9 protein-coding genes are annotated in these 12,751 nt (G+C 75.1%); 7 read left to right on the forward strand and 2 right to left on the reverse strand.

Features of this window, described 5'->3' with window-relative positions; translation table 11 throughout:
* The first annotated feature begins 1,354 nt into the window (after positions 1-1,354).
* On the forward strand, positions 1,355-2,017 hold the full coding sequence (locus ABZV77_RS15580) for a ScbR family autoregulator-binding transcription factor (protein WP_356255987.1): 663 nt from the start codon (positions 1,355-1,357) through the stop codon (positions 2,015-2,017).
* 441 nt (positions 2,018-2,458) lie between these two features.
* Here ABZV77_RS15580 and ABZV77_RS15585 read toward each other — a convergent pair whose 3' ends face one another.
* Positions 2,459-3,229, reverse strand: a complete 771-nt coding sequence (locus ABZV77_RS15585; protein ID WP_356255990.1) for a glucose 1-dehydrogenase — start codon at positions 3,227-3,229, stop codon at positions 2,459-2,461.
* A 562-nt stretch (positions 3,230-3,791) separates the two neighbouring features.
* Positions 3,792-4,460, reverse strand: a complete 669-nt coding sequence (locus tag ABZV77_RS15590) for a ScbR family autoregulator-binding transcription factor (RefSeq protein WP_356255992.1) — start codon at positions 4,458-4,460, stop codon at positions 3,792-3,794.
* Positions 4,461-5,293: 833 nt separating this feature from the next.
* Between ABZV77_RS15590 and ABZV77_RS15595 the strand changes: the two genes are divergently transcribed.
* The 6 genes from ABZV77_RS15595 to ABZV77_RS15620 all read left to right on the forward strand — a co-directional run bounded on the left by ABZV77_RS15595 (position 5,294) and on the right by ABZV77_RS15620 (position 12,552).
* The gene (locus ABZV77_RS15595; RefSeq protein WP_356255994.1) at positions 5,294-5,497 is read left to right on the forward strand and encodes an acyl-CoA carboxylase subunit epsilon; all 204 of its coding nucleotides are present in this window, start codon (positions 5,294-5,296) and stop codon (positions 5,495-5,497) included.
* A gap of 158 nt (positions 5,498-5,655) precedes the next feature.
* Entirely contained in the window at positions 5,656-7,248 is a 1,593-nt protein-coding gene (locus ABZV77_RS15600) for an acyl-CoA carboxylase subunit beta (RefSeq protein ID WP_356255997.1), read from the forward strand.
* Between the two features lie 240 nt (positions 7,249-7,488).
* The gene (locus ABZV77_RS15605; protein ID WP_356256000.1) at positions 7,489-8,226 is read left to right on the forward strand and encodes a ScbR family autoregulator-binding transcription factor; all 738 of its coding nucleotides are present in this window, start codon (positions 7,489-7,491) and stop codon (positions 8,224-8,226) included.
* Between the two features lie 887 nt (positions 8,227-9,113).
* Entirely contained in the window at positions 9,114-9,998 is an 885-nt protein-coding gene (locus tag ABZV77_RS15610; protein ID WP_356256003.1) for an AfsR/SARP family transcriptional regulator, read from the forward strand.
* A gap of 481 nt (positions 9,999-10,479) precedes the next feature.
* Complete coding sequence (locus ABZV77_RS15615) at positions 10,480-11,301, forward strand: AfsR/SARP family transcriptional regulator (protein ID WP_356256006.1); 822 nt, start codon at positions 10,480-10,482, stop codon at positions 11,299-11,301.
* A gap of 282 nt (positions 11,302-11,583) precedes the next feature.
* Positions 11,584-12,552, forward strand: a complete 969-nt coding sequence (locus ABZV77_RS15620; protein WP_356256008.1) for an SRPBCC family protein — start codon at positions 11,584-11,586, stop codon at positions 12,550-12,552.
* Positions 12,553-12,751: the final 199 nt, after the last annotated feature.

The following is a 12,751-nucleotide window of genomic DNA, read 5'->3' on the forward strand; positions in this document are numbered from 1 at the left end:
GGTGCTCCCCCCCCCGGGGGCCTGTTGTGGTCGGGGTAGTCCGGGGGCGTCGGGTGGGGGCCTGTCGTCCGGGGGCTGGGGGTGTGCCTGGTGCAGGGGGTGGCCGCGGTGTGGGCGGTTCGCCCGGCCGTGCTCCGGTGTGGTGGTTGCGGCTTCGTCTTTTCGTTGATGCGGCCGGTTGGCCGGACCTCCCCCCCCGGGGTGCCGGGGAGTTCCCGTGTGGCGGGGCCGGCCGGTGGGGTGGAGGCGGCGGGTCTGGCCCCAAGTGCGCCTGCTGCACGGGTGTTTCACCCCGCGGTGCCCGGTGGTCCGTGTGTCTGGTCGTGCCGGTGGTGGTGGCCCGCCGTGCCCTGCCGGTGGCGGTGCCCTGTGGTGCCCCGTCGTGCCGGTGCCTGCCGCGCCCTGCCGGTGGCCGTGCTCGGTCGTGTCGTGCCGGTGGTCTGGTGTGGTGCCTCGTCGGGCTGGTGCCTGCCGTGTTCTGCGCATCGGGCCGGTGCCCGCCGTGCCTTGCCGTGTTGTGGGTGCTGCGGTGTGGGGGCGGCTGGGTGTGGTGCGTTGCTGTTTTCGGTGGGGTTGGCGGGTGAGGCCTGATCTTTTCGGGTGCCGGTGGGCTGGCGTGTCCGGGCGGCGTGGTGGGTGGGCTCGGTGGGTGGAAGTCCGCCTGCTGTGCGGGCACTTCGGCCGCCCGGCCCGGTGTCCCGCCCGCCGGTGCGCTTCCTCCTCGCCACCCGCCCGCCTGCCTCCCGCCTGTCTGCCGGTCGGCCGTGTGGCCTGTGGTGGAGGTCTTGCCTTCCGGTGTGCCGGTGTTCTTGCTGCCCGGGGCGGTTCTGCCGGGCCGGTGGGGCCTGCGGCGGGGGCTTGTGTGGTGGGCGTGACCGGTGTGTCCGGGCCGGGTGGGTGGGTGGTGGTGGCCGGGGTGTTGTGGTGTGGGGGGCGGGGTGTTTCGTGGTCGGGTTTCACTCGTGGGTGCCGTGTGTGGGTGTCGTGTGTGGGTGTCTGGCCGGGGGTGGTCTCTCTTGCGGGGTGTGGTGTGGCTTCGGGGGTGGGGGTGTGTGCCCGGTGGTGCGGGGGTGGGTGAGGGGATGTCAGGTGAGGGTGCGTCAGTTGTGTGTGGGGTGTGGGGTGTTGGCGGTTCGGGGTGGGGTGGTGGGGGGTGGGTGGTGTTTCTGGCGGGGGGTGTGCGGGGTGTGGTGTGTGGGTGGGGGTATGCCGGGCGGGGGGTGGGGTAGGGCGGGGTGGGTCAAGATCCCTGGCGGGGTCGGTGGGGGGTGGTGTGGGTAAGGTACGTCCACGACGGTTTCTTTTTCGGGTCCGCTGCATACCCGATCGGGGCACTTGGTGCAGGGGAGGTCACGTGGCGCAGCAGGAGCGTGCTGTTCGTACGCGGCGTGCGGTGCTGGAGGCGGCCGCTGCGGTGTTTGCCGAGCATGGGTATTCGGCGGCGACGGTGTCGGACATTCTGCAGGCGGCGGGGGTGACCAAGGGTGCCCTGTATTTCCATTTCGATTCCAAGGAGGCCTTGGCGCGGGGGGTGCTGCAGGCGCAGGTGGCGTATGCGGGGCCGCCCCAGGAGCTGAAGGTCCAGGAGTGGGTGGACGCGGGGCTGTTGCTGGCGCACCGGCTGCCGCGGGATCCGGTGGTGCGGGCGGGGGCGGTGCTGTCCTCGGATCCGCAGGGCCGGGAGCATTACGGCAGTGCGTGGCCGGCCTGGATCGAGCTGTCGGCGCAGACGCTGGCCGAGGCCAAGGAGCGCGGGGAGATCCTGTCGCATGTGGTGCCGCGGCAGACCGCGGAGCTGATTGTGTCCTCGTTTCACGGGGTGCAGCTGTTTTCCCAGCTGGAGTGCGGGCTGGCGGACGTCGAGCGGCGCATCTCGGTGCTGTATGACCATGTGATACCGGCGATCACGGTGCCGGCGGTGCTGGCCCGGCTGGATCTGGCCCCGGACCGGGGGGCGCGGCTGTATGCGCAGGCGGTGTCCGTTCCGCCGCCCGCCCTGGCCCCCGCCACCGGCTGACCCGCCGGGCTGCTGCCCGTCGCGGCGCGCCCCGGGCGGGTGCCGCCTCCCGGACCCGGCGGCGCTGGGCGCCTGACTCCCCGGGGAGTGTCCGTCCTTCTTGCCGGGCCTCGGGGTGTGCCGGGGGCCGCGGACCGTCGGATTCCGGCGTAGCGCGGTCCGCTTCCGCCCCGACCCGCCGCATCCCCGGGGCCGTGCCGGTGGCGCGGTGCCGGCACGGCCTGGTCCGCACCGCACCCGCCTGCCGCGTTCGCCCGCCGTGCCCGCCCGTGGTGCGGGGCCCGCTCCGGTCCCTGCCGTGGTGCGGTGTCCGGTCTGGCCCCGTGTGGCTGTGCCTGTCCGCCCGGTGCTGCGGGTGCCTGTCCGGCCGCCCGCGGTGCGGGGGCGTGTGCCGGCGCCGGGGCTGGGGCTGGGGCTGGTGGGGGTGTTTCCGGGGTGGGGTTACCAGGTGGTGGCGCCGCCGTCGACGGGGAGGGTGGCGCCGGTGACGAAGGAGGCGCGGTCGCTGCAGAGCCAGGCGGCGGCTTCGGCGATTTCTTCGGGTTCGGCCATGCGGTTTTGGGGGGAGGAGGCTTTGCTTTTGGCTTCCTGGGCGGGGAAGCGGGCGAACCAGTCCTCGACCATTTCGGAGCGGGCCAGGCCGGGGGCGATGGCGTTGACGCGGATGCGGTGGGGGGCGTACTCGACGGCGGCGACCTTGGTGAGGCCGACCACGGCGTGCTTGGCAGCGATGTAGGGGGCGGCCACGGAGGTGGCGACCAGGCCGGCCACGCTGCTGGTGTTGACGATGGCGCCGCCGCCGGTGGTGAGCATAGCGCCGATCTCGGGGCGCAGGCAGTTCCACACGCCGCGCACGTTGGTGTCCATGATCAGGTCGTAGGCGGTGTCGTCCATCAGGTGCAGCGGGCTCTTCTCCACCGCGGCGCCCGCGTTGTTGAAGGCCGCATCCAGCCGCCCGTAGGTGTCCACCGTCTGCTGCACGGCCCGCCGCATGTCGGCGGCGACCTGGACGTCCGCGGTGCAGCAGGAGGCCTCGGCGCCCTCGGCGCGCAGTTCCTTGACCAGGGCCTGCAGCCGGTCCTCGCGCCGGGCGATCAGCATCACCCGGGCGCCTTCCCGGGTGAAGACCCGGGCCGCGGCCGCGCCGATCCCGCTGCTCGCCCCGGTGATGAGGGCGACCTGGCCGGCGAGCGAGCCCTGCTGCTGCGTCATCTGCCGCGTTTCTCCTTGCCTGGGGCGGCGCATGCCGCAACGGGGTGCCCGCGCGCGCCGGGGCGGGCGGGCCTGCCGGTAGCCTAGCGTGCACGTTCGATAACAGGGGCCGTGGTGGCGGTCCTTGGGCCGGCGCCCGCCCGCAGCGGTGCGCGCCGGGCCCGGCCCGCGGCGCCGACTCGCCCCGCACCGGCGGGCGTTGCCCCCCCCGGGGCGTTCCGCGGCCTCCTGGGGCCGCCTTGCCCCGGTGCCGCCTTTCCCTTCCCACTCCGGTCGGGGGCCGCCCCCGTCTTGCGGGTGCCGCCCCGGTTCCTGCGGTCCGGGGGCCCGGCTCCGGACCGCTGCCGCGGGGCGCTGCGGAGGCCGCCGAGTCCGGCTGCGGGGCGGGGGGTTGGCGCGTGCGGCCCGGGGCCCGCCGGCCGGCAGGAGGGGGCCCGGGGGAGGAGCCTGCGGGCAGAGTTCTGCGGGGAGGGTTTGGCGGGGCGGGGTCGGGCGGGGCGCGCTGGCCGGGCCGGGGTCGGCGGGGGCTTGGCCGAACCGCGGGGGGCGGGGCGGGTCAGGGTCAGTGGGCGGGGGTGTCGTGGGTGTGCTGCAGGGCGGGGTCGGGGAAGGCGGGGGAGCCGGTGCCGCCCGGCTGCAGCGCGGCCAGGGTCGGCGGGCTGGCCACCGAGGGCAGCAGGAGCTGCCAGAAGCTGGTGAGGGCGGAGGCGGACAGCCAGCCCCGGTTGGCGCGGCTGAGCACCTCCAGGCCCACCGTGGTGGCCACCACCGTGGCCACCAGGCCCTCGGGGGAGACGCCCGCGGCCAGGGCCCGTTCGTCCGCGGCCCGGGCCACCAGCCGGTGCACGCAGGCCTGCCACTCCTGGCGCAGGTCCAGCGGGGTCCGCGGCCCGGTGTCGCAGTTCAGCCGGAACCCGGCCCGCACCACCACGTCCCCGTGCAGCAGATGGACCATGCGGTGCGAGAGGTCCATCAGCGACTGCACCGCGCTCACCTGGCCCAGCGGCACCCCGTCCGCGGTCACCCGCAGCGTCTGGGCGGCGGCCTGTTCCACGGCGTCGGCCACCGCGGCCTTGTTCTCGAAGTGGAAGTGCAGGGCGCCGCGGCTCACCCCGGCGCCCGAGCTGATCTCATCCAGGCTGGCCCGCACATAGCCGTACCGCTCGAACAGTTCGGCGGCCGAGAGGATGAGGGCGGTGCGGGTACGGGTGGCCCGTTCCTGCTTGCTCACTGGTGACTCCCGTCAAGAATGGTTTCCAGTCGGCGTATAAAACCAACTTGCCGGTTTGATCTCCAGAGGCAGGCCCAACCCGGCCCCCGGGACCGCCCGGCGTGACGCATTCCGCTTCCCCGTCCGCCGGGCCCGCCGGCGGGACCACCTCGGCAGGTGTCCACGGGGCGGGCCCGGGGGCGGCGCCGGCGCTTTGGCCGGAAGCCGGGGGTTCCGCTCCGGCCGCCCGCGGGGCGCGGCGCGGAGCTGTCTGCGGGGAACATGCCCGTGACATTAGCCCCATTAAAAACCGTACAAGCGGTTTTTAATCAAACCGTGTGTCACCTCTGCCCCTTCCGGGCACCCCCGGGTGGCCCCGCCGCTGCCCGGACGGCCCCGCCCGGACGGCCCGGCCCGGACGGTGAGGCCCGGATGGCCCGGCCCGTCCGGTGCAGCGCACTGCACCGGTGCAGTGCGCCGGTGCGGTGCCCCGGCCCGGTGCGGCCCGGTGCGGTGCGGTGTCCCGGCCCGGCCCGGTGCCCGTCGCGGCCGCCCGTCCCGTGTCTGCCGCCCCGGCCCTGTTCCGCGGGCCGGGGTGCGGGGGCCGGTCCGGCCCCGGCCGTGGGCCCGGCCGTGGACCCGGGGCCAGGCCCCGGCCCCGCACCCCGGACCCCCGCCCCGCGTCCCCGGGCACGCCCGCCCCCCCCGTGCACGCCCGCCGTCCGTGCACGCCCGCCCCCGGCGCGGGCCGCCGGGCAAGGCTCCGGGATGCCGCCGTGGGGCAGCTCCAGGCAGACCCGAGCCTGTTTTGAGCCCGGCGGTCGACCGTTGGCCCCTAAAGGGGAGGTGGGGTCGTGGACGCTGTCGACAGTAGGACCGCCCTGCTCAGGATCGAGCGCGGGCAGGCCAGCGACGAAGAGCTCGCCGCGCTCGCCGTGACGCTGTTCTCGCTGGCCGCCGGCCGCCCGCCGGGCGGCCCGGACGCCGGGCGCCCGGCCGCTGCCTGGCGCCCGCCGGAGCACGCCCGGGCCTACCGGGCACCGCACAGCTGGCGCTGAGGCGCCGCACCGGCCGGCGGGCGCAGGCGCGCACCGGCCACACCGCACAACTCCCGAGCAGGAACACCACGGCAGCAATCCGGTGGGCGGGGGCACGGCCGGCCCGGTGCCGGCCCCGCCCCCGCCCGCCGGGCCGACCGAGGAGAAAGGGGACCGTCGTGGCGACGGTGACGGAGCCCTCCGCGCTGGATGCGGCAGCGGCCGAGACACGGGGCCGGCTGGCCGAACTGGCCGCGATCCGCGCGCAGGCACTGGCCGGACCGGGCGAGCAGGCGACCGCGGCCCAGCACGCCAAGGGCAAGCTGACCGCCCGCGAGCGGATCGGCCTGCTCCTGGACGCGGACTCCTTCCAGGAGGTCGAGCAGCTGCGCCGGCACCGGGCCACCGGCTTCGGCCTGGAGGCCAAGAAGCCCTACACGGACGGTGTGATCACCGGCTGGGGCACGGTGGAGGGCCGCACGGTCTTCGTCTACGCGCACGACTTCCGGATCTTCGGCGGCGCGCTCGGCGAGGCCCACGCCACCAAGATCCACAAGATCATGGACATGGCCATCGCGGCCGGTGCCCCGCTGGTCTCGCTCAACGACGGGGCCGGTGCCCGCATCCAGGAGGGGGTGGCGGCGCTCGCCGGGTACGGCGGCATCTTCCAGCGCAACGCGAAGGCTTCGGGCGTCATCCCGCAGATCTCGGTGATGCTCGGCCCGTGCGCGGGCGGCGCCGCCTACAGCCCGGCGCTGACCGACTTCGTGTTCATGGTCCGCGAGACCTCGCAGATGTTCATCACCGGGCCCGACGTCGTCAAGGCGGTCACCGGCGAGGAGGTCAGCCAGAACGGGCTGGGCGGCGCGGACGTGCACGCCGAGACCTCGGGGGTGTGCCACTTCGCCTACGACGACGAGGAGACCTGCCTGGCCGAGGTCCGCTACCTGCTCTCACTGCTGCCCTCCAACAACCGCCAGACCCCGCCCGCCGCGCCGCCCGGCGACCGGGCCGACCGCGCCACCGGCGCGCTGGCCCAGGTGGTGCCGGCCGACGGCAGCCGCCCCTACGACATGCACCGGGTCCTGGACGAACTCGTCGACGACGGCGAGTACCTGGAGGTCCACGAGCGCTGGGCGCGCAACATCATCTGCGCCCTGGCCCGCCTGGACGGCCAGGTCGTGGGCATCGTCGCCAACCAGCCCCAGACGCTGGCCGGAGTCCTGGACATCGAGGCCAGCGAGAAGGCCGCGCGCTTCGTGCAGATGTGCGACGCCTTCAACATCCCCATCCTCACCCTGCTCGACGTCCCCGGCTTCCTGCCCGGCGTCGACCAGGAGCACGGCGGCATCATCCGCCACGGCGCCAAGCTCCTGTACGCGTACTGCAACGCCACCGTGCCCCGCATCTCCCTGGTGCTGCGCAAGGCCTACGGCGGCGCCTACATCGTCATGGACAGCCAGTCCATCGGCGCCGACCTCACCTACGCCTGGCCCACCAACGAGATCGCCGTGATGGGCGCCGAGGGCGCCGCCAACGTCATCTTCCGCAAGCAGATCGCCGCCGCCCAGGACCCCCAGGCGATGCGCGCCCGGGTGGCCAAGGAGTACAAGGCCGAGCTGATGCACCCCTACTACGCCGCCGAACGCGGCCTCGTCGACGACGTCATCGACCCCGCCGACACCCGCGAGATCCTCATCAAATCCCTCGCCATGCTGCGCACCAAACACGCCGACCTGCCCTCCCGCAAACACGGCAACCCCCCGCAGTAACCCCCGCCCGCAGCCCCCGGCCCGGCATCCGCCCGCGGCGATACGCCGCCCACGCACGGCCCCGCGCGGGCGCGCCGCCGCCCTGCCCTGCCCCGCCGCTCCCGCCCGCCGCCCCGGCCCCGGGCCGGGAGCACCGCCCCGCCGCCCGCCGGTGCCACCGGCCGCGGCGGCCCCGGCGGCGCGGCGCCGTGCGCGCCCGGCGGCCGGGGCCGGGCCCCGCCCAGTCCAGGAGAGCCACGAATGGTGCAGCAGGAGCGTGCCGCGCGCACGCGGGAGTCACTGATGCGGGCGGCCGCCGAGGTGTTCGCCGAGGACGGTTTCGTCCCGGCCACCCTCGGCACCATCAGCCGGCGGGCCGGGGTCAGCGCCGGGGCGCTGCACTTCCACTTCGAGAACAAACACGCCCTGGCCCGCGCCGTGGAGGCGGCCTCCCTGGTCACCCTGCACCGGATCACCCGGGAGGCCGAGGAACGCCACCCCGGCGCGCTGCCGCGCCTGATCGCCGCCGGCGACGCCCTGCTGCACGCCCTGGAACAGGACGTGGTGGTGCGCGCCGGGTTCCAGCTGGTGGGCCCCGCCGCCTGGCGCACCGGCCCGCTGGACCTGCGCGACGCCTGGCAGCGCTGGGTCGAGGCGCTGCTGCACACCGCCCGCCGCGAGGGCACCCTGGCCGCCGGGGTGAGCCCGGCCCGGGCCGCGGCCGCCGTCGTCGCGGCCACCGTCGGCTTCGCCGTCCTGGGCCTCAGCGACCCCCGATGGCTCTCCCACCGCACCCTGTCCCAGTACTGGGACCTCATGCTGCCCCGCCTCACCCACAACCCCCCAGACAGCCCCACCGCCCCCAGCCGCCCGCAGCCCCCGACCACCCCCGGCCGTCCGCCCGCCCCGCAGCCCCAGGACCTCCCGACCGCCCTCGGCCGTCCGCCCGCCCCGAACTCCCCGGACACTCCGGGCAGTCCGCCCGCCCCGGCCCCGTAACGGCACCGCCAGCCCCTCCCAGACCCCCTAGGCTCCCGGCTGGTCCCGAACCCGAACCCGAACCCGACCCCCGGGAACCCGAACCCGACCCCCGGACCAGGCCCCGGCCTTGACCCCAGGCCCGGACCCCGGCCTCGACCTCAGGCCCGGCCCCCGGACCCCGGGACCCCGGATCCCGGCCCCCTCGAAAACCCCGGCCCCGACCCCAGACCCAGGCCCCGCCCCCAGGTCCTGGCCCGTGCCCCCAGATCTCGCCCCCCGAAAACCCCGGGACCCCGGGACCCCCGGACCCCTCCACTGCAAGCGCCCGCCCCCGCGCCTCTGCCCCTCCCCGGGCCACCAAGGCCCCCCGAAGGCCCCCGGGGCCAGGCCCCAGAAGCACCCAGGCCCCCCTGAGCCCCCAGGGAGCCACCCGGGCTCACCCGGCCCACCCAGAGGCCCCGGCACCCGGGAGGCGCCAGGCACCCGGGAGGCCCCCGACCCCCAGAGGCCACCCCGGCCCCCGGGAGGCGCCGGGGCCCCCGGGCCCGCCCCAAGCCCCTCCCCGCCCCGCGATTTCAACCCCTGTTAGACCCAACGTAAAACAGCGAACACCCGCTGTTTTTCCGTTAAGACCGGGTTCCACCCCCACCCGCACCCCTGCCGGACCGGCCACCCGCGGCCAAAACCAGCCGGTCTGCACCCGTGTGACCTGCCCCTTCCTCAAGATCCACTCAAGAAATGGCAGGTAGATCACCTGAGGTCAGGTGCAGCACTGCTAGAAACCAGCTACGCGGTTTTGTATTGACAGGGCTCCGCGAATCTATTTGAATCTGGGTGCGGTAAGGGGATCGGACCCGCGAGCGGCAGACGGCGCGAGCGGCATCAACCACCTTCAGGGGGACGCTGTGGACATCGAGGTACTCGGTGCGCTGGCGGTGCGGGAGAACGGCCGGTCGATCACGCCCACGGCCCCCAAGCCCCGGCAGGTGCTGGCGCTGCTGGCGCTGCACGCCGACCGGATGGTGCCGGTGTCCGCCCTGACCGAGGAGCTGTGGGGCGCGGCCCCGCCGCGCAGCGCCCGCACCACCTTGCAGACCTATGTGCTGCAGCTGCGCGAGCTGATCGCCGCCGCGCTGGACCGGGACGCCGCCGCTGACGGGGCGGGCGAGCCGCGCCGCAGCGCCAAGGACGTGCTGGTGACGATGCCCGGCGGCTATCTGCTGTGCGGCGGGGGCGGCGCGAGCGACGTGCGCACCTTCGAGCGGCTGGCGGGCGCCGGCTACCGGGCGATGGACGCCGGGGACTGCGCCGGCGCCGCCCGCCAGCTGCGCGAGGCGCTGGCCCTGTGGTCGGGCACCGCCTTCGCCGACGTGCAGGCCGGCCCGCAGCTGCAGATGGAGATCAAGCGGCTGGACGAGAGCCGGCTGTGCGCGCTGGACCGGCGCATCGAGGCCGACCTGCGCCTGGGCCGCCACCGCGAGCTGCTGGCCGAACTGACCGTGCTGGTCAACGGCTACCGCACCCACGAGAGCCTGCACGCCCAGTACATGCTCGCGCTGCACCGCTCGGGCCGGCGCGGCGAGGCGCTGGATGCCTACCAGCGGCTGCGCACCACCCTGGTGCAGGAGCTGGGCCTGGAGCCCTCGGCCCGGCTGCGGCGCCTGCAGCGCTCCATCCTGACCGCCGGCCACGACCTGGCGGCCCAGCCTGCCACCCACCCCGTGCCCCCGGTGCCCCCCACGGCACCCGCGGCCGCACCGGCCGGGGAGCGGCTGGTGCCCACCGGGTGAGCCGCCGCCCCGGCCCGGGACACCGCTGACGCCCCGCCCCGGCCCCTTTGACTGCCTGTCACCTCCCACGCACTCGCCCGCCGCGAGATCTGCGGCGGGCGAGCCGCGTTCTGTCCCGCGTGCGCCGCCCCCCACCGGCCACGCCCCACCGCGCACCACCGCGCCCGCCGCGAGCGCGCCGCGGACCCGCCCGTGAAACCGGCACCCGAGGACCCGAGGGGGAAAAGAGCCGTGCAGCCCAACGTTTGCCCGCCGTCCGCACGGACTTCACCCCGGCCCATGCGCACCTGGTCCGCGCCGCCTAGCGTGCAGAGCCGGCCCCGCCCGCGCCACCGGCCCAACAGGCCTGCCCCACCGGGCGCCTGACACCGTCTCACCCACCCGGCACGGCGAAAGGAGGACGCCCCACGAACGGCATACGACCGCCCGCGGCGACGGAATGCAGTCAAGAAAAGAACTCGACGAAGTACGGAGAAACCCCATGAAGATTCAGGTTCTGGGTCCGTTGAGCGCCGAGGTCAACGGGGGATCGATTGTTCCGACGGCACGCAAGCCGCGGCAGATTCTGTCCCTTTTTGCCCTCTACCCCGGACAGGTGATGCCTGTCCCCACGCTCATGGAGGAACTCTGGGGCACCGAGCCGCCCCAGAGCGCACTCACCACCCTGCAGACCTACATCCTCCAACTGCGCCGGCACCTGGGCACCGCCCTGGGCCCCGGCACCCCCGGCACGGCCAAGGAAGTCCTGGCCACCCGGCACGGCGGCTACCTGATGCAGATACCGGCCGAGGGCGTGGACGTACACGAGTACGACCGCCTGGCCACCGAGGGCCGCACCGCCTTCGAGACCGGCGACGACGCCACCGCCGCCGACCGCTTCCGCCGGGCCCTGGCCCTGTGGCGCGGGCCCGCCCTGGTCGACGTGCGGGTCGGACCCATCCTGGAGATCGAGGTCATGCGCCTGGAGGAGTCCCGGCTGGGCACCGTGGAGCGGCGCATCGACGCCGACCTGCGCCTGGGCCGCCACTCCGAACTCATCGCCGAACTCACCGAACTGACCGCGCGCTACCCCCAGCACGAAGGACTGCACTCGCAGGCCATGGTGGCGCTCTACCGCTCGGGACGGCAGGCCTCGGCCCTGGAGATCTACCGCAAGCTGCGCATCCGCATGATCGAAGGACTGGGGGTGGAGCCCTCCCCGCAGGTCCAGCGGCTGCACCAGGCCATGCTGGCCGTCGACCCCCAGCTGGACGTGACGGCCGGACCCCGGCGCACCTCCACCTTCGACCTCTACGCCGCCTGAACCACCCGCACCACCCGTATTACTCGCACCACGTGCACCACCCGCACCGCGGGAACCGTCCCGGGTCCGCCTCCTTCCCCGCCCGCCGGGGGACGAGGCGGACTCGAGCCGTCTCCGGGCACGCGTCGAGCCGCAGCGGGCACACTGCACAGACCACCGGCCCCACCCCGGACCCGCCCCTCACGCCCGGACCCGGCCACCCGGCCCGGCCCGGCCCGGCCCGATACGGCGGACGCGCACACGGCGCGAGCGAAGAGAAAAGCGAAGAGAAAGGGGGGCCCGGTGCCCGGCAAGCGCGAGCGCATCCACCGGCTGTCGCACACGCTGGAGGTGGCCGCCCCCGCCCCCACCGTCTACGCACTGATCGCCGACCCCGAGCGCTGGCCGCTCTACCTGCCGCGCAACATCTACGCCCAGCGCCTGGACTTCGACGGCGTCAACGAGCGGATCCGGGCCTGGGCGCTGGCCCAGGAGGGCCAGATCGTCTCCTGGACCGCCCGCCGCGTCCAGGACCCCGTGCACCGCCGCATCACCTTCCGCCAGGACCTGCTCGTGGAGCCCGCCACCTCGATGGCCGGCCACTGGAGCGTGCAGCCGCTGGGGCCCGGCCGCTGCCGGCTGACCCTGGAACACGAGTTCACCGCCGCCCCCGAACGGCCCCAGGACGCCGACTGGCTCGCCCAGGTCACCGCCGACAACAGCCGCTCCACCCTGCACAGCCTGCAGTTCCTGGCCGAACGCTGGCCCCGCCTGGACGAACTGGCCCTCTCCTTCGCCGAGTCGATCCGCGTCAACGGGCCCGCCGAACTGGTCTACGGCTTCCTCTACGACGTCGCCGACTGGCCCGGCCAGCTCCCGCACGTGCGCGGGGCCGCCCTGGAAGAACCCCACCTCGGCATCCAGAAGGTCGCCCTGGACCTCACCGCCGCCGACGGCAGCGCCGCCCCCAGCGTGGCCGGCATCCGCATCTGCTTCCCGCACGCCGGACGCATCGTGCACAAGGCGACCGTGCCCCGCCCGCTGCTCGCCGCGCACTGCGGCGAATGGTCGGTCCTGCCCGACGAACGCGGCGTCACGGTCGTCGCCCAGCACCACGCCCTGCTGCGCGAGGACCGCATCGAACAGATCCTGGGCCCCGGCACCAGCCTCGCCGAGGCCCGCCGCCGCATCCGCGCCGACCTCGCCCGCGACAGCCGCCAGACCCTGCAACTGGCCCGCCGCCACGCCGAATCCGCCATCCGCGTCCTCTGACCCCACCCCGCACCACCCCCGGCGCGCCCGCCCCGGCAGCCCGGCCCCGCCCCGCCCGCAGCCGGCCCCCGGCGCCCCACCGCCCCCCAGCCGCCCGTCCGCCGGGCTGCACCCACCGGGCCCGGCCGCCCGCGACACGCCGGCCCGCCCCCTGCCCAGTCCACGTGGCGCGTGGGCGACGAGAAGTGCACCAGGCCGG

This window comes from Streptomyces sp. NPDC004732, assembly GCF_040609235.1.
In the GTDB taxonomy this organism is placed as follows: Bacteria; Actinomycetota; Actinomycetes; order Streptomycetales; family Streptomycetaceae; genus Streptomyces.